Raw genomic sequence first — 17806 nt, 5'->3', positions numbered from 1 at the left:
CGTATTGGATATACAAAAGATCAATACCCTGACATGCAGAAGTGCAGGAAGGAGACTCCACAAAAGTGTTTTTCATCAAATCTGGATCACCAGTCAAAATGCGCATAGGCATGAATGGATTGCACACATACAGTCTACCTTTAGTCCAGTTTGTAACCGGTTGTAATCGTGGTCAACCATCGACCGATCAAGGTCGTTTATACCGCAAGCCCTCAGGATGACCTGAGTTAATCAAGACCACGTAAAAGGTACTCAAATGAATAAATTATTAGCTGCTCTGATCGCTGGCTTGTTTGCTACTTCCGTCTTTGCACAAGCCGCCGCGCCATCAGCACCAGTCGCCCCAGCTACGCCGATCACTAACACTGCCAAGACTACGAAGGCGGAAACAAAAGTCGCTGCTGATTCGGGAACAAAAACGGTGAAGGCAAAAGCCCATCATAAAGTAGCGAAGGTCAAGGCAACCAAAGCCAAATCCGAAGCAAAAGTAACGCCACCAGTGGCCAAGGTAGATGCAACTAAAACCGCTCCTAAATAAAATAGATAGTCGGTCGTAAAAAGACAGGTTTATCCTGTCTTTTTTTTATTTCTAATACGGATAAACGCCTCGCAATAATTGGTGAGATTTCGGAAATAATTTTTTGAAATAATTAAGGAGCGCTCTAACCTTAGTCTGATCCATGAGCGCATAATTACCGTCTGAGAATAGGCCTCAAAGACCTTGCAATAACAGAGTATTTTAACGAGAGAAATAATGAACAAATCAATCATCACCGCATGTCTGCTCTCTGGTTTGCTAATCGCGGGAACGGCTTCCTATGCTGTCGAGCAAGGCACGCAACCAGCCGTCAATGGTACAAAAGGGAGTGCCCGTAGCCAACAAGATGCAGTGCCTGCAACACAAAAGCGCCTTACTGAACTGAAACAAAAACTCAATCTTAAATCATCTCAGCAAACCGCATGGGATACATTTTCAAGTGGTTTAGCCGCGCAAGCAACATTGCGCGCACAATCCAAAGAAAAAATGAAAAGCGCGCTTGGCCCTGATTATGAAAATTTGTCCACGCCAGAAAAAATGGAAAAGATGGTCATCATGATGCGTTCGAATGCCGATTTTTTGAGCAAGACCGCTTCAATCACCAGGACTTTTTATGATGGGTTAAGTACTGAGCAAAAGACTATTTTCGATCTTTTTGCAAAGACGACCTGGACCAATCGAATGAAAGAACAAATGCGATAGCATCCTTGCCTATGTCTACCATACGCATGCAGTTTATTCACGATGCAATACAAAAGTCTGAAGAATCAACAATCTACTTTGAATGCATGCTGAGTTATGTGGCTAGCCGAAGAATGCAGCTTCTCATCCGAAGTAAAACGAACTAACACACAAGTTGTAAAGCCGCGAATGACGTCGACTCTCATGCACCTTACCTTAACGTTTAAGGTTCTTTAATCATCGAGGTGTCTGACGAAACGGGTTGTCCGCGGTGGGTAAAATTGACATTGTGGCAAACTCGATCGCGCCCGCTGGTTTTCGCCGCGTAGAGTGCTGTATCGGCAGCTTGTATTAATTCGAGTGGCATATTTTCATCCCTGACTGGAACAAAAGCATCGACACCGGCGCTAATTGTTACTATGCCGGCAGGATTTCCCGTATGTTTAATTGCGAGGTTGCGTATCGCCATGCGGATATTTTCGGCGATGACCATCGCACCGTTTATATCGGTACATGGGAGCAATACGCTAAGTTCTTCGCCGCCGTATCTTGCGGCTACATCACCTGGTCGGCGTTGACTGGACTCAACAACCTGACTAATGCGCCGCAAGCATTCGTCTCCCGCTATATGACCGTAGATATCGTTATATTGCTTGAAGCAATCTACGTCAATCATGATTAATGCAAGTGAACTTGCGTTGCGCATTGCCCGATTAAACTCCTTATCCAGTGCGATATCGAAATGGCGACGATTTGAAAGACCGGTCAGACCGTCTTGCAGAGACAGTTTTTCAAGTGTCTGATTAAGTGCCTCCAAAGCATCGCGTGCGCGCACAATTTCGGTTTCAGCATCGACCCTTCGTTTAATTTGACCGACTAAATGAAACCCAACTAAACCTAGCACGATCAAGAGAAAAGCTACGCCTGCCGAATGGAGGTAGGTGTCTGCCAACCAGTCCGCCAGAACTTCAGGTTCTGACAATGCTGCAGAAACAAAAAGAGGATATTGATCGAGCCGCCGAAAGCTGTTGATGCGCCTTATCCCGTCTTGCCCCGATTTTATAACGGTTGTTCCAGCCTTGCCTTTGGTGACGTCCTGAACCAATATCGAGCCGGAAATATTCTTACCGATAGAGTCCTTCAGAAGAGGGCTGCGGGTTAACATCACGCCGCTATCTAAGGCGAGCGTAATCGCACCGTGCCGGCCAATATCAAAACTCTCGTAAAATTTATTAAAATAATCGATGCTAATTGTGGCTAGTGCCACGCCAGCAAAGCTACCATCGGCATGATTAATTCTGCGCGATAAAGTCAGTATCCAGGCTCCGGTAGACCGGCTTCGGAGCGGAATTCCAACATAAGGCCCAGAATTAGAGTGCGTCCGATGATAAATAAAATAGTCGCGATCCGCATTATTGACGTTTGACACTACTGCTGGTAATGAATAGGTCAACCAACGGCCGTTTTCATCGTAGACGTAGATACCATTCAGTTGCGGCAATTCAGTCACCCGCAACGCCAGCAGAGTATGAAGTCGGTTCAGCGCTATAGGGCTGATTCCATCTGTTTGCACCCGCTCAACGAGCCCAACCAGCGCGGTATCCACTTCTTTAATTGTGTCATCTGCATGCTGGGCTATTGCGCGCGCCATGTTGGACGTAGCGATGTCCATCTCGTGCAGCTGAACTTTACGCGCGGTCCAGCTTCGCCATCCATCAACAAATACAAGCGAAAGGCACACTAAAATAACGAAAATACCTGCCAACGACGTTATAGAAATAAGTTTGGGTTTTAAACCATCCTGAGATTTCGATTTATCGGCAAGACTAATCATGATTTTTCTTGCATTTTAGCTATGAATTCAGATTCACCGTACACTTTTCGGAAAAATAAAAGCAATCCTATATTCTGAATTCGTCTCACTTAATGTCTTTATTGTTATAGGGGTAACTATTATTGATTATAGAAATAGATAGAGCAATGCAATTTTATTTACTGATAACCACTCGCATTCACGTCGTCTATTTCACTCTATGAATGCTGCTCTGAGTTCGGGTTTACGTTGCGCTAAGGTTAGCGGCGTTAATTATTCGGAAGGCCAACCATCACCAGGCTAAACGGTCGTTATTTCCTGTTCCCAAGGTGCAGGATGGCGGTCACAGTTGCGACCGGCCTTGGCTACCTGTCCAGGCACTTCATGACCGAGCAACGCTGGCAACTGGCGCGACATAGCGATCAGTTTTGGCAAGTCGATACCTGTTTCAATGCCGATTTCTTCGCAGAGATTCACCAGATCTTCGGTGCATATATTGCCCGACGCGCCGGGTGCGAATGGGCAACCTCCCAGACCACCAAGGGCTGAGTCAAAACGTCGCGCACCGACCTCATACGCCGCAAGGACGTTCGCGAGGCCGAGTCCACGCGTGTTATGGAAATGTAATGTCAACGCCGATGACGGTAGTGTCCTGAGTACGCGTTCAACCAAACGTGCGACCTGGCGCGGATTAGCCATCCCAGTCGTATCTGCCAGCGTGATAGCCCCAATTCCCATCTCGAGATATTGCTCCACGAACCCCATCACGCGGTCTTCATCAATTTTTCCTTCAAATGGACACCCAAAGCTTGTGGCAATCGTTCCATTAAGGGAGAGTCCAGTCCCCGCAGTCAAGGCAACGGTGTCGCCAAACGCTGCGAGCGATTCCTCGCAACGCATCCGCATATTGGCGCGATTGTGCGTCTGACTTGCGGACATCACGAGATTAAGCTCATCGACGCCCGCATGGATCGCGCGTTCAGCACCCTTCCGGTTCGGTATCAAGGCAACGTACACAACGCCCGGCTGGCGTCGGATTCGTGCGAAAACTTCTTCACCGTCACGTAACGCGGGAATCGCCTTGGGCGACACAAAAGAACCGGCTTCAATACGGCTAAAGCCAGCGCCAGAGAGCTGATCAATCAACGCTACTTTATTGTCTGTAGAAACCCACCTCGGCTCAATTTGCAGGCCATCCCGCGGTGCTACTTCCTGCACGATCAGTCGTTCAGAAAAGTCGGTGATCATTGGATGACTCCGGTATCTCTTAATCGTTGAATTTCGCTATCGCCCAAGCCTAACTCAGTAAGTACTTCGGCTGTGTGTGCGCCCAGCGCTGGACCTTGCCAATTCACCTGGCCCGGTGTTTCCGACAGTTTAGGCACAATCCCGGGCATTTTGACATGCACGCCGCCGGGCAACTCTGCCGACAAAAGCATATCCCGCGCCTGATAATGAGGATCGGCCACAATATCGGCAACAGAGTATATTCGCCCTGCCGGTACGCCAGCCTTTTCCAGCGTCGCCAATACGTCTTCGATCGCATTCGCTGAGGTCCAACCGGCAATCGCTGCATCGAGCAACACGACCTGTGCGACGCGTCCATCGTTGTGTTCGAAATGTGGATCATCAGCCAGATCAGCGCGTCCAATAGCCTGCATCAGGCGCTTAAAAATGGGATTGCTATTGCCAGCTATAACGACATAAGCGCCGTCACGAGTCGGATAGGTATTCGAAGGAGCAATTCCAGGCAAAGCGCCACCGCTACGTTCGCGCACATGACCGAGCAAATCATATTCGGGAATCAGACTTTCCATCACGTTGAAGACACTCTCCACCAGTGACACGTCCACCACCTGACCGTCGCCCTGACCCGTCTTGACGCGCAATACCGACATCAAGGCGCCCATTACGGCGTGCAAGGATGCGAGTGAGTCACCTAAACTGACACCAACACGGGCCGGAGCGCCATTTGGTTCACCCGTTGTGTAACGGATACCGCCCATGGCCTCACCAATGGCACCAAATCCAGGGCGATCCTTATACGGGCCAGTCTGACCATAGCCAGAGATGCGTACCATCGTCAGTTTCGGATTCAAGGCATGGAGCACGTCCCACCCCAAACCCAGTTTCTCCATCGCACCGGGCTTCAAGTTTTCGATCAGAACGTCGGCATTACTGACAAGACGCTTAATGATCTCGATGCCTTCAGGAGACTTCAAATTGATTGAAATGGATTTTTTGTTGCGCGATTGGAGATACCACCAAAGCGATGTGCCTTCGTAGAGCTTTCTCCATTTTCGAATAGGGTCACCGACACCGGGAGCTTCGATTTTTATTACTTCTGCACCGAACTCACCCATCATGCGGGCGGCGAAAGGTGCGGCGATCAACGTGCCAATTTCGATGACACGGATACCTTTAAGCGGTCCACTCATTACAATCTCCATTTATCATTTTATTCAGAATAGGAGGAGGATAGAGGGAGAGCGGGACTTTCGTCCAATCCTAATTTATCAGGGAGCATTTGCGCGATTGCAATGTTGTGTTTTTATTACTATAATGCCTGCCGATTGGCTGGATAGAATGCTATTAAAATAGTTTTTACTCAATGTCCTTAGGCCATGCAACGCTCGCTTGTGCCTTACGGCCCAGTACATGTATGTGCACTTTTCAGGCTTTCCCGACGTTTCGTAACGCGTCCCACTTGGCAGTCTTTTGCACGCTAAAATGCCGTAAGTCACATTTAGGCAATTTTTTAGATGATTTTTTTTAGATGATTTTTTTAGATGATATCTCACCGATAGATTTTTCGATAAACATCAAAAATGCAAAGAGTTAAACGAAAAGGATTACCTAATGAGTAGCATCAGCCACATCATTCACGCACATGTCCGCGATATCGGCTTCCCGGTCAGGCGTTTGTTGCCAGCCGCGGAGGTGAGGACTGTCGGGCCCTTTGTTTTTTTCGATCACATGGGACCCTATACGTTTTCGACCGAAGGTAGTTCAGGCGACGTTCGGCCTCATCCACATATCGGATTAGCGACCGTTACCTATCTGTTCTCTGGTGCGATGATGCATCGCGATAGTCTGGGCAGCGTGCAACGCATCGTACCGGGCGATATTAACTGGATGACATCGGGGCGAGGAATCACGCACTCAGAACGCGTGCCTGAAGATATTCGCCAACAAGGCGTGGCCGTTCAGGGCCTGCAAATGTGGGTGGCTCTGCCACAAAAAAACGAAGAAACGACACCCGGCTTTTGGCACTATCCGGAAGCAGATCTTCCCTTTGTGCAATTAGAAGGTGCAACGTACCACGTCCTGGTAGGAACAGCATTTGGTCAGACATCTCCCGTCAAAACACACAGCGATACGCTGTACGTTTCTGCCAGACTGGCTGCGGGTACAAGCATGCAAGTAACACCCGATTATGCTGAACGCGCTATTTACATCATTAGCGGGGCGTTGACGGTCGATGGTCAAGCGGTGGATCAAGGCGCATTGATTGTGCTTAAATCCGGGAGCACGGTCACCGTGGTTGCACCGCGCGATACCGCCTTCATGATTTTAGGTGGTGAACCGCTTGATGGTCCCCGCTTTCTCTGGTGGAATTTCGTGGCGAGCACAAAGGAGCGGATCGAACGCGCTAAACTGGCTTGGTTAAATCAAGAGCAGAATATTTTTCCGTCCGTACCGGGCGAAACGGAGTTTATTCCGCTGCCCCAAAGTTAGTCATGACCAGCATGCCAGCGGGCCATGAAAATATTAAATACTACAAAACGTGTCTAGCCATAAAGCACTGATGCTCGAAAATGGTATCGCGCCATGAATCAATAAAAAAACCATCCTGGCAAAAGCCAGCATGGTTTTTTTTACACTCGCCGAATATTAAATCGACCAAAATCAGGCGGCCGCTTTTTCCTTCGCCAGTGACGCCATATCAATCACAAAGCGATATTTAACATCGCTTTTGAGCATGCGTTCGTAAGCTGTATTGAGGTCCTGAATCGGAATCAACTCAATATCCGAAGTAATCCCGTGCTCAGCACAGAAATCCAGCATTTCTTGCGTTTCCTTGATACCGCCGATGAGTGATCCCGCCAAGGTGCGTCGTTTCATGATCAAATTAAACACGTTCGGTGAAGGATGCGATTCGGCTGGCGCACCGACTAATGTCATCGCTCCATCACGCTTTAGCAAGTTTAAGAAATGATCCAGATTATGCGGTGCAGCCACGGTATTCAGAATGAAGTCGAAACTATTGACGTGTTTTGCCATTTGGTCAGGATCTTTGGAGATAACAACTTCATCGGCGCCCAGACGCAACGCGTCGTCTATCTTGTTTGGCGACGTGGTGAACAACACCACATGCGCGCCCATTGCATGGGCAATTTTTACGCCCATGTGGCCAAGACCGCCTAATCCAACGATACCAACCTTGTGGCCTTTGCTGACCTTCCAATGGCGTAACGGTGAATAAGTGGTGATACCCGCACATAAAAGTGGAGCCGCCGACGCCGGATCGAGTTTGTCTGAAATATGTAAAACAAATTTTTCACTGACAACGATATTGTTAGCGTAACCGCCAAAAGTCACGCCGCCGCTATGCTTATCTTCACCGTTATAAGTGCCGATGAAGCCGGTCTCACAATATTGTTCAAGGCCTTCTGCGCAGCTCGGACAAGTCTGACATGAATCGACCATGCAACCGACGCCAGCCATTTCGCCTACTTTAAAGGCTTTTACATGAGTTCCAACCTTGGTAATACGCCCCACAATTTCGTGGCCCGGTACACTTGGATAGATGGTGTTATGCCATTCATCGCGCGCAGTATGCAGGTCAGAATGGCAGACCCCACAATACAAAATGTCGATTTGGACATCGTGCGGACCTGGTTCCCGACGATCAAAGGTGAATGGTGCTAAGGGTGTTTGCGCCGACTGTGCGGCGTATCCAATTGCTTTAGGCATTTTCAATTTCCTTTGTTAGGTAAAACAAAAAACAGCGATCAGCATCGCTTAAGGCAACAATGGTAACCCTATCGGATAAAATTTTCCCGCGAGGGTCGATTTTGCTGCTGCGCACAATCTCTTTTTATTCAAAAGAACAAGTGTCAAAAACCAGACTATCGCCTAAGTAAGTAAAAATTATGTAATCTTGCTACATAATTTCTCGACCCAAACCGCGCTGCCCAACACCATTTCTTGACCTCCAACAACAATAAACATCAAACAAAATATTGCATCACAATTTATAGTGGATAATGCGCCCCCAGCCACTCGCAACATCTTGGCTCCCATATACTGTTGGAGAATCTCGTGATCATTGAAGCACAACTACCCGCCGTAACGGCACTCATCCAAAAAGCAGCAAGCGATAGTGACAGCGTTGCTTTTAATGCTTTGTATACACTATTCCCGAAGAACACCCCAGCGCAAAAAGTCCATGCCACACTGGAAGCTGCTTGCACTAGCATTGCTAATTTACATACCGCAATTTACGCGGTTGTCATGGTTAAAAAAGATACCGGCCTGCCCGGCGACGCTTTTTTTGTGACATTTAAAGCAGTCCATGAAGATGAATATGCCACTATAGCCGGCGACACCCCGCATCTGCATTTGACCTCGGCGCAAAAGCAATTAATGGTCAATGCTGAAAAAGCCAGAGTCTACGCACACGCAAAAGCTTGATTGAATTTTAGGCATATTTCGCTTTAAAGCAAATCCGCATTCGTAAAGTTTGTCTGAAATTCAAATAAAAAAACCGCGTTCTTAGTAAGGATCGCGGTTTTTTTATACACTATGACTTTGCATGCTTTATTTAGGTTCTCGTAAAAATCCCCGCACCATTCGCCACACATCATCTGCAATGGGAACCATGGCTAACACCACCAAAGTTGCAGCCAGCGGCACTGTCGAAATAAATCCTACTTTTTTAAATCCCAACGCACCGACAAAGCCGCCGCAAAAAAATAGAAACACTAACGTTCCAAGCAAACGCAGTTTATTCAGATCAGCATGGACTGATAATTTTTGATCATGCCGCGCGCTGTTCCAATAGAGCAATTTTCCCAATTCGATACCAATGTCGGTGACCATCCCAGTCATGTGGGTTGTACGAATCTCTGACTTGGAGATTTTAGTGATAATGGCATTTTGCAAACCCATAATGAAGCACAGCAACAAGACCGTGAACGGTACCAACAACCATTGATGGTTTTCCAAATTGCTCCCCAACAAGCCAAACAATAATAGCAATGCAGCCTCTAACATAAGGGGTATCGCATACTCTCCATGGAGATCGCGTTTTCGACTCCAATTAATAAAAATCGCGCAACAGGCTGCCCCAAACGTAAAAAACAGAAGTGATGCCAGGCCGGACAACAGGAAGCCAATTGAACCAAGCGCCAGGTTATCGCTCATCGAAGAAATAATTCCTGACATGTGAGACGTATATTGTCCCACCGCCAAAAAACCTCCGGCATTGATCGCCCCTGCAATGAATGACAAGAAGCAGGCCAGATGAATATTGCCCCGCTGGCTGCGCTCCCGGCCGGTGAGTTGTCTTAAGTAAGGTATCGGCATAGTTGCCTGATCATACTCCGCCATTGCCGTGCCATCACGATTTGTCACAGTAAGTAACTAACACAACCCCTCAATTCCAACATCGCCAGCGCATCTCACCCATGGATCATGTGGCTGGACGGTGTGGGCCTGCCTTCACGTTGATATCTCCAGATAAGCCATCCGCTAGCCGCCAAGGTTAAGAGTTCCGTAATTAATAATGCATACCAGATTGTCTTGCCACCCAAATAGGTATTTAGTAGCCATAAAGAACCCAGCAACAAAACCCAACTTCGCAAAATGGCAATAATCGCAGAAGCACCGGGACGTTCAACCGCAGTCAGATAACCGGCTGCAATCAAGTTACAACCTGCTGGCAAGAAAGCCAGCGCATACCAGATGATCACTGGCGCCAATATTTCCCATGCTGATCCACCATCGGGCAGAAAAAGAAACGTTAGCTGTCTGGAAAATACGCACATGACAACCGCAATGATCACGGCAACGGCCATCACTGAGGTCGCTCCAAAAGCAAAGACCACGTGCATCGCGCGGGGCTGATTTGCTCCGCGATAAAAGCTGATCATCGGCTGCATACTTTGAACCAAACCAACCATGGTGACGGTGGCGGCCAGCGTCATGTATTCCAAAATAGCGTAAGCGGCCAATCCGCTCTCACCATATGTGTTCAACACCAATCGATTGAAAACGAAAATGGTGACGACGGCGGCAATCGCTCCCAAAAATTCCGACGATCCGTTGTACAAAATCGTTCCGACATTACTGCCCTCTTTAAACGCATTCCAGCAAGGTTTGATATTTTTTGCTTTGAAAACGTGATAACTCAACATGGTGAAACTCGAGACCAGCATACTGAGCCCCGTCGCCAATCCAGCCCCTTGCATGCCAAGCGGAAGGACAACGATAAAGTAATAATCTAAAACAACATTCACAAAGGCACCCAACAACATCGCGTACAAACCAAATGTCGTCGCTTTTGTCCCCTCCGTACGTAAGAAAAATTCTAGTGCGTACAACGCTTGCGCAAACAAAATAAACCATGCGTACGCACGCAGATAGTCTTCCACCAGAAGCGCCAGATGGCCGGTCGCACCCATCATTTCTGCTATTTTTGACGTGTTAGTTAACACCACTACACTTAACGCAATGCCAATGGCAAGCATGGTCCATAACGCTTGGGTAAATACGCGACGCGCTTCATCGAAACGCCCCTCGCCAGATAAACGTGCAATTAACGTCGCACCGCCGACGCCAATCATCAGACTGACGGCATAAGGCACATACAACAAAGGGACCAGCAGATTGAGCGCCGCTAGTGATTCTGCCCCGAGATAGCGTCCTATAAAAATGCCGTCAACGAACGTGTAGAGGGTGTACACCCAGCCTGAAAGCAAAGTCGGAATCGCTAAGGCAATAAATTGTTTTAACAGGGATTTTGTGGAAGTGTTGTGCATAAAACGTGATTTTCTATTGTGTAAGAAATGCACGATTTCAGTAGAGCGTTAATTTTAGTAGCGTATTAGCAGAAAAGTCGATCTGATGCGTTGCAATCGGGGCGTTACGCCACCTGTTCAACGTTGGAGAAAAATGAAATCGGGCTAACAGTAAAAAATAAACCATCACAGAGATAACCTGCGTGATCGGGCCTATTGATCCATTGTTGCGCAGTGGGCAATCAAACTGGATTTATAAAGCTGGCATGAGCCGCGCACCTACTGACAAACCAGTGCAATGAGAGTCCGCCCCAAACAACGTTCAGAACGGTTTTGTTGCGGTTAAGAAGTTGCCAGGCGTCTTTTAATCAGGGCTTCGCGTACTTTGTCGTAGCCTATGTTGAACAGCAACGTATAGGGCAAAAAGAAAAGGAGCAAGCCGATATCGAGCACGAACGCATCCAGCAAACTCAAATTCAACCACCAAGCGGCCAATGGAACCACCGTCACAATCAGTCCTAATTCGAATGAAATTGCATGAATGACACGAACGCCAAATGTCCGTACCAGATTCATACGTCGCTCAATCCGGTCAAACAGCGCATTAAAGACAACATTCCAAACCATCGCAATGAGCGAAATCATTAATGTAAGCAAGCCAGCGTGGGCCATCGATACACCCATTAGCCAGGACAGTGCCGGCGCGCTGATGGCAACGGCCAACAACTCGAAGGTCAAGGCGTGAAATCCGCGCTCGGCAAACGATTTTTTGGTATGGATATTATTGGTTTTATTGGTCTGGCTGGTGTCACTGGTCTGACTGATGTGACTGACGTGACTGGTGTGTTCGGTGATACGCATACAAGCTCCTAAGCTTTATTTATAACTGATCCTTGCTATTCTCCTTGCTTTTAATGATACTAAAAAATGAGTAACCATCGGAATTTCCGATATATTAAAATATAAACAACTGAAATAACCTCGGTCATGTCACATTCTCTTGAATCTTTATTCATGTTTGTCGAAGCTGCAACGTTAGGATCGTTCTCCGCTGCTGCGCGCAAATTGAACAAACAACAGTCAACCGTCAGCGAGGCCATCGCCAATCTCGAAATTGATTTTGGCCTATTATTGTTTGACCGCACTACGCGGCGGCCTACTTTGACTGAACATGGCAAAGCGATGTTGATCCACGCACAACAAGTGCTGGACGCCAATGATCGTCTGTCCCGTTCAGCCCATCGACTGGCTGATGGCTTGGAACCGACGCTTACATTAGTGTTATCAGATATGTATCAATCGAATCGCTTCGAATCGATCCTGACCGAATTTGAACAGCGTTACCCTGAGTTGGAACTTGAATGCATGATTGCCGAACATACCGACGTTGTCGCCCTGGTACAAGAAGGCCGCGCGCAGCTTGGTTTGGTCGGCGCGCAGTCAGACTATCCACCCGACGTGGGATTCGAATCCATGTCTGAACGTTCAGAGATTGGGTTGTATGTCAGCAAGCGTCACCCTCTCGCAACTGCTACGCCTGTCACCACGGAAATGCTGCACAACGCCCGTGAACTCCGGCTCAACACTTACCTTAATGACATCATCGAGCGCCGCCGTGGCCTTTGCTGGTCGGCTTCCAGCTACTTATTATTGCTTGAGATGACGGAACTGGGCTTCGGTTGGGCCGAGCTTCCACGATGGTTGGCACAACGCTTCGCCGCCGATGGCTTACTGGAACTACAAGTACGCGGATGGCCAAAATCGGTTCAGGTTGACGCAGTCTGGTCTAGAAGACATGGATTGGGCCAAGCTGGCGGTTGGTTATTGGCGTCTTTGCTGGCCCCTTAGAAACGGACCATTGAAAACAAAATAAACACAATAACTGTCACCAATTGAAACATTCTCCGATCAACGAAAAGATGGTTTAGATTTATAATGCAACACTGTTGCACAATAAACATACCTGCAAATTTAGTCGACATTGAATCAAAAAATATGAAGGACAACATGAAGCACATATTTTCTAGCGTCGCCATTAGCGCCCTGCTCTGCTTGGCACTCTCACCTGCAATCGCGCACGAAGCACACGTCCATGGCGTCGGCAAACTGGATGTGGCAATTGATGGCGCACAAATTACGCTCCATCTGGACACACCATTAATGAATCTGCTCGGATTCGAGCACGCCGCAAAAAATACCAAAGATCGCGCGGCGGCCCAAAAAATGGCGCTTCAACTTCGCAACGCCAGCAAAATATTCGTGACAACGCCTGCCGCAGAATGTCGCCCTATATCGGTCAAACTGGCATCCAATGCGATCGATCCGATACTCCTTGGCGAGTCGCCAACGCCTGCGACCAAGATCAACGCCACCGCAAAAGCAGCGGTACATGCTGACCTTGATGCCGATATCGTTTTACAGTGTGAAAATCCTCATCTTTTAAAAACTATTGACGTTAACTTATTTGCAAAATTCAAAGGCTTTCAGAAAATTGATGTGCAAATGGTGACGCCAAAAAACCAGCTAGCCGCCACGCTACGACCATCGGCCACACTTCTGTCCTGGGAATAAAATGCGTGTAATGTCATGAGTGAAGTAGTCATTAAATTAGATGACGTATCGTTCAGTTGGCCCGGACAGTCTGTGCCGACCTTGCAAATGGATGCATTAAAGGTAGATCGTCAGGATCAGGTATTTATCGCGGGGCCAAGTGGTAGTGGCAAAAGCACATTGCTGGCATTGATCGGCGGTATTGTGGTGCCGCAACGCGGAACCATCACGATACTTGATACTGAGCTCCATAGTATTTCTGCCTCGGCGCGAGACCAGTTTAGGGTTGATCACATAGGTTTTATTTTCCAGCAATTCAATTTGATTCCGTACTTATCAATCCTCGATAATGTATTGCTTCCATGCCATTTTTCCCGCTATCGACGCCAACGTGCAGTGGCGCAGGGCACCACGTTACGGAATGCTGCTGAATCTTTACTACACAGTCTTGATCTGGCACCATCGTTATGGCGCAAACCGGTGACGCAACTATCCATAGGGCAGCAACAACGGGTTGCTGCCGCCCGCGCATTGATCGGCCAACCCGAGATCATCGTTGCCGACGAACCAACATCAGCACTCGACGCCGATCGCCAACAACGGTTCCTGGATCTGATGCAGCGAGAGTGTGAACAAGCACGTTCTACGTTGCTCTTCGTTAGCCATGATCAGCGGCTGGCATCGCGCTTTAGCCACCGGTTAGCGTTAAACGAACTCAATCATGCTGCCCACCTGGAGGATCAGGCATGAGCATGCTGATTCGTCTGGCCGCGCGCAGTGCATGGAATCGCCGCTTTACACTTGGGCTAATCCTATTAGCAATTGCCTTATCAACGACATTGTTATTGGGCATAGAGCGTATTCGGCACGACGTGCGCGAGAGTTTTTCCCAATCCGTATCCGGTACTGATCTGGTGGTCGGTGCCCGTACCAGCTCAGTGCAACTGATGCTTTATGCGATCTTTCATATCGGTGGCGCCACCAACAATATCGGTTGGGATAGCGCCCAAAAACTGGCGCACAATCCCGCCGTTGCCTGGACTATTCCGCTATCGCTGGGCGACTCGCATCGTGGCTTTCCCGTGTTGGCAACCAATGGCGACTATTTCACGCATTTTCACTATGGCGACAAACAACCGCTGCTTTTCGCATCTGGCCAGCCGTTCCATGACGTGTTTCAGACCGTACTCGGGGCCGACGTCGCACAACAATTGCACTACAAACTCGGTGACAAAATTATCCTCAGCCATGGAAGCGGCGATGCGCATTTGACCGAACATGCTGATAAACCCTTCGTCGTCAGTGGAATTTTAGCGATAACCGGAACGCCGGTCGATCGCACCGTACACATCGGCCTCGACGGGATGGAAGCGATCCATCTCGACTGGGAAGGCGGCGCGCCGATCAAGGGATTGATGATCCCATCGGAAATGGTTAAAAAATTCGATCTGACGCCCAAAACTGTCACGGCCGTTCTCGTAGGACTAAAAAATCGTGCCAGCGTTTTTGCCTTGCAGCGCGCCATTGCCGACGATAAGGACGATCCGCAGATGGCGGTCTTGCCGGGCGTCGCATTGGATGAGTTGTGGCAAGTGGTCGGTATCGGCGAAAAAGCGCTGTTAGCCGTCTCCGCCATGGTCGTCGTCGTCGGACTGGCCGGATTGGTATCCTCTATCCTTGCCAGTCTGGGCGAACGACGTCGCGAGTTAGCCATCCTGCGCTCCGTGGGCGCGCACCCGATAGACATCTTTTTTCTGCTCGCAATAGAGGGTTTTGTCGTTATGTTGATCGGCGTACTGCTCGGGATTGTGATATTAAATCTCGCCATTGTGATGCTAGGACCGCTATTGGTGACGGAATTCGGTATCGCCTTACATCCAGCACTCCCCACGACAGGAGAATTATTCCTATTGCTATGGACCATCATTGGCGGTCTGGTCGCTAGTCTGCTGCCGGGATTGCGAGCGTATCGGCTCAGTCTATCCGACGGATTAACGCCCCGAGTGTAAATATAAGAGGTTGGCTATGAAAATATTTTTATGGATCCTGGCAATCGTCATCGCAGGTCTGGGTACTGGAATGGTAGGACGTTATGTGGTGGCTGACCGCAATGCAACAGCAGCGCTTAAAGCATCGGCGGCGGCACAATTAGCGACGCAAGATGGCGGCTACAAAATTGGCGACCGCCTGCAACAGAATCCGCTGGTAGCATCAAACCCAACCAAGACTGCGCCAGCAATCAAGTCGCCGTTTCAAGAAATAAAATGGGAAGACCTTGCCCCCGCCAGTTGGGACCCGATGAAGCCGTTCAAGGGAATCGATCTTAACAAGCTCGACGACGCTGATCCACGTGCAGAAGCAGCGCTCCAAAAAGCCAAGGATTACTGGAAAAGTGCACCGATCAATCCTGCGATGAACGGCAAAATGGTCAAAATTCCGGGATTCGTGGTGTCGCTGGATCGCGAAGGCGATGCGCTCAAAGAATTCTTACTCGTTCCGTATTTTGGCGGCTGCATCCATGTACCACCGCCGCCTGCAAACCAGATTATTCACGTCAACAGCACCAACGCCATCAAGGGCGTGCGTACGATGGATGCTGTATGGATCAGTGGCGTATTAAACGTTAAACCAACATCCACCGACATGGGCGATGCCGGTTATTCTCTGGTGGCGCAAAACGTTGAGATGTACAAAGACGGCGATACAAAACAATAAATGAAGCAATAAATGAAACAATGAGCGAAACAATCAGTGCGTCAAAATCAAGACTGATCTTTAGGTGCGCGGCAACACAATTGTCACCACCAATCCACCTTCAGGATGATTCACCAGCAATAACTCCCCACCATGCGCTTGCACAATGTTTCGCGCAATTCCCAGGCCAAGTCCCATTCCGTTGGCATTTAATTCACGACCATGTGCAAGTCGTAAATAAGGCTGGAACAAACTGCTAAACGCCTGTTCAGGCACGCCAGGCCCATGATCCCGAATCTGAATTTCAATATTATCTGACCCCTCATTTGCTGACTGCGCGCTAATCTGCCGCACAGAAATCTCCACCCTTTCAGCGTAAAAAAGTGCATTATCAAACAGGTTGCCGATTGCACGTTTGAGTGCCAGCGGTTTCGCCATCACTGTCAATCCAGATTCCTCAAATGCCACCGCATGACCGGCCATCAGCGCATCACGGATCATTCTTTGTATCAATGCATCAAGCCGGACCTCGGTACGATTTTCATGTATATCGCTATCCTTTACCGATTGCAATGCGCCCTTCACCATCATGTCCAGTTCATCCAGGTCCTCGTGAAAATCGGCGCGCATCGCGTCATCATCGAGCAGTTCGGTACGTAGTTTCAGACGCGTAATGGGAGTGCGCAAGTCATGCGAGATAGAAGCGAACAAACGCTCGCGATCCTCCAGATAACGCTTTATCCTTTCACGCATTGCGCTAAAGGCACGCGCCGTTTTGACAAACTCGCGACTGCCGGTTTCCGGCAACTCTGGTACGGTCTCACCTTTTCCAAAAGCTTCTGCCGCATCCGACAGTGCGGCCAGCGGGCGCGTCGTCCAGCGCACCACCAATATCGATAGCAGCAATACCGCCGCCAGCGACAAAGCCTGCAATACCAAACGATCTGGCGACAAAGGACCGTTACTTTCCAAAAAATAGGGATTGGGCATCAGCGCCGCAAGATATAACCATTTGCCCGGTTCGAGCTGGGTCTGGATCACCAACACTGGCGCGGGATTTGGTTTAATCAATAAAATATGTTGTACCCAATTGTCCGGTAAATCCGCAATTTTCAATCCGTCGTCTGATACATTCACATCATCCGGCCACGCAAAAGCGAGTCGAAACTCGGGCAAAAATGGCAGCTCTTCCTTGAGAGTTTTGAGGACAGTCTGGCTTGCCAGATCAGCTAACGCGTTCTTGCCAATTGGTTGAATCAGAATCGGGGCGTTATTGGCGTTCACGAAGAAGCGCGTGCCGCCCATTTCGCGCAATTGCTGAATCATGATTGGTCGATAATTGGCGGGCAAACTCTTGAAATAACGGATGGCACTAACGGCACTATGACCGAGATGCTGCGCCGCGATCCGGGTTTCTATTTCTGATTTAGATCGTAGTTGAGTAGCCCAAATCAACCCACCGACTAATTGTGTCACTAATATGCCCAACACCATCACCACCGACAA

Annotated in this window: 16 protein-coding genes and 1 pseudogene; 9 read left to right on the top strand and 8 right to left on the bottom strand. The window is 48.7% G+C overall.

The annotated features are described in order from the left end of the window. The first annotated feature begins 256 nt into the window (after positions 1–256). Entirely contained in the window at positions 257–538 is a 282-nt protein-coding gene (locus QN379_RS17210) for a hypothetical protein (RefSeq protein ID WP_322238251.1), read from the top strand. Between the two features lie 216 nt (positions 539–754). Beyond that, the gene (locus tag QN379_RS17205; protein ID WP_322238250.1) at positions 755–1240 is read left to right on the top strand and encodes a Spy/CpxP family protein refolding chaperone; all 486 of its coding nucleotides are present in this window, start codon (positions 755–757) and stop codon (positions 1238–1240) included. Between the two features lie 202 nt (positions 1241–1442). Here the strand turns inward: QN379_RS17205 and QN379_RS17200 are convergent, their stop codons facing one another. From QN379_RS17200 to QN379_RS17190, 3 genes are all read right to left on the bottom strand, one after another. After that, the gene (locus tag QN379_RS17200; RefSeq protein WP_323507170.1) at positions 1443–3053 is read right to left on the bottom strand and encodes a diguanylate cyclase; all 1611 of its coding nucleotides are present in this window, start codon (positions 3051–3053) and stop codon (positions 1443–1445) included. A 279-nt stretch (positions 3054–3332) separates the two neighbouring features. Then, entirely contained in the window at positions 3333–4280 is a 948-nt protein-coding gene (locus QN379_RS17195) for a hydroxymethylglutaryl-CoA lyase (RefSeq protein WP_323507169.1), read from the bottom strand. Then, positions 4277–5470, bottom strand: a complete 1194-nt coding sequence (locus QN379_RS17190; protein ID WP_322238241.1) for a CaiB/BaiF CoA-transferase family protein — start codon at positions 5468–5470, stop codon at positions 4277–4279. The genes QN379_RS17195 and QN379_RS17190 overlap by 4 nt, the downstream gene beginning before the upstream one ends. 421 nt (positions 5471–5891) lie before the next feature. On the opposite strand from QN379_RS17190, the gene QN379_RS17185 reads away from it, so the two are divergent. Then, entirely contained in the window at positions 5892–6770 is an 879-nt protein-coding gene (locus tag QN379_RS17185) for a pirin family protein (protein ID WP_323507168.1), read from the top strand. A gap of 171 nt (positions 6771–6941) precedes the next feature. Here the strand turns inward: QN379_RS17185 and QN379_RS17180 are convergent, their stop codons facing one another. Beyond that, the gene (locus QN379_RS17180; protein ID WP_322238237.1) at positions 6942–8009 is read right to left on the bottom strand and encodes an NAD(P)-dependent alcohol dehydrogenase; all 1068 of its coding nucleotides are present in this window, start codon (positions 8007–8009) and stop codon (positions 6942–6944) included. 348 nt (positions 8010–8357) lie between these two features. Between QN379_RS17180 and QN379_RS17175 the strand changes: the two genes are divergently transcribed. Beyond that, complete coding sequence (locus QN379_RS17175) at positions 8358–8729, top strand: hypothetical protein (protein ID WP_322238234.1); 372 nt, start codon at positions 8358–8360, stop codon at positions 8727–8729. 159 nt (positions 8730–8888) lie between these two features. Here QN379_RS17175 and QN379_RS17170 read toward each other — a convergent pair. From QN379_RS17170 to QN379_RS17160, 3 genes and pseudogenes are all read right to left on the bottom strand, one after another. After that, positions 8889–9623 (bottom strand): annotated as a pseudogene (locus QN379_RS17170) (YoaK family protein); the annotation flags it as partial. A gap of 95 nt (positions 9624–9718) precedes the next feature. After that, positions 9719–11077 carry an MATE family efflux transporter gene (locus tag QN379_RS17165; RefSeq protein ID WP_323507167.1) on the bottom strand — a complete coding sequence of 453 codons (1359 nt, stop codon included), beginning with the start codon at positions 11075–11077 and terminating at the stop codon, positions 9719–9721. Positions 11078–11398: 321 nt separating this feature from the next. Continuing rightward, a complete protein-coding gene (locus QN379_RS17160; protein WP_323507166.1) occupies positions 11399–11917 on the bottom strand; it encodes a multidrug/biocide efflux PACE transporter in 519 nt (172 codons plus the stop codon). A gap of 126 nt (positions 11918–12043) precedes the next feature. Here QN379_RS17160 and QN379_RS17155 point away from each other — a divergent pair, with 126 nt between their 5' ends. The 5 genes from QN379_RS17155 to QN379_RS17135 all read left to right on the top strand — a co-directional run bounded on the left by QN379_RS17155 (position 12044) and on the right by QN379_RS17135 (position 16321). Further along, entirely contained in the window at positions 12044–12904 is an 861-nt protein-coding gene (locus QN379_RS17155; RefSeq protein WP_323507165.1) for a LysR family transcriptional regulator, read from the top strand. Positions 12905–13063: 159 nt separating this feature from the next. Then, positions 13064–13627 (top strand): DUF2796 domain-containing protein, encoded by a 564-nt coding sequence (locus tag QN379_RS17150; protein ID WP_323507164.1) that lies wholly within the window; start codon positions 13064–13066, stop codon positions 13625–13627. 15 nt (positions 13628–13642) lie between these two features. Continuing rightward, positions 13643–14356, top strand: a complete 714-nt coding sequence (locus QN379_RS17145; RefSeq protein ID WP_322238224.1) for an ABC transporter ATP-binding protein — start codon at positions 13643–13645, stop codon at positions 14354–14356. Beyond that, the gene (locus QN379_RS17140; RefSeq protein ID WP_322238221.1) at positions 14353–15615 is read left to right on the top strand and encodes an ABC transporter permease; all 1263 of its coding nucleotides are present in this window, start codon (positions 14353–14355) and stop codon (positions 15613–15615) included. Before QN379_RS17145 ends, QN379_RS17140 begins: the two co-directional genes overlap by 4 nt. 16 nt (positions 15616–15631) lie before the next feature. Continuing rightward, positions 15632–16321, top strand: a complete 690-nt coding sequence (locus QN379_RS17135; RefSeq protein ID WP_322238218.1) for a DUF3299 domain-containing protein — start codon at positions 15632–15634, stop codon at positions 16319–16321. Between the two features lie 60 nt (positions 16322–16381). Here QN379_RS17135 and QN379_RS17130 read toward each other — a convergent pair whose 3' ends face one another. Next, positions 16382–17794, bottom strand: a complete 1413-nt coding sequence (locus tag QN379_RS17130; protein WP_416348554.1) for an ATP-binding protein — start codon at positions 17792–17794, stop codon at positions 16382–16384. Positions 17795–17806 lie beyond the last annotated feature (12 nt).

The organism is Glaciimonas sp. Gout2 (assembly GCF_035018905.1).
Classification (GTDB): domain Bacteria; phylum Pseudomonadota; class Gammaproteobacteria; order Burkholderiales; family Burkholderiaceae_D; genus Glaciimonas.
The sequence above is the reverse complement of the archived record's forward strand: the minus strand, read 5'-3'. Positions and strand labels throughout refer to the sequence as shown.